The organism is Pseudomonas sp. SIMBA_068 (genome assembly GCF_046534705.1).
Taxonomy (GTDB): Bacteria; Pseudomonadota; Gammaproteobacteria; order Pseudomonadales; family Pseudomonadaceae; genus Aquipseudomonas; species Aquipseudomonas putida.
The window spans coordinates 1-252 of sequence record NZ_JAWRYI010001121.1; the positions used below are offsets into that span (position 1 = coordinate 1).

Consider the following 252-nt stretch of genomic DNA (forward strand, 5'->3'; position numbering starts at 1 on the left):
ATTGACGATTTATACCGTGGTTATGTTGGTAAAAATACCTTAAACTTTTTCCGCCAAGACCATGGTTATAAAGACGGTAGCTACATTAAAGTGTGGAACGGGCAAGAAGATAACGAGCACTTAGTGGAAGTAGTTAAAAGCCTTGATACCGAACATGCAGACTTTGCAAAGTTAGTTTATCAAGGCCTTGAGGCACGTTACCCAAAAAGCTAAATAATAGTACGGTAGTCGGTTACATTTAAGTAATCGGCT

At 38.9% G+C, this 252-nt stretch carries 1 pseudogene; it reads left to right on the forward strand.

Annotated elements, in window-relative coordinates:
* A pseudogene (locus SB756_RS32985) lies at positions 1–213 on the forward strand (hypothetical protein); the annotation flags it as partial.
* Positions 214–252 lie beyond the last annotated feature (39 nt).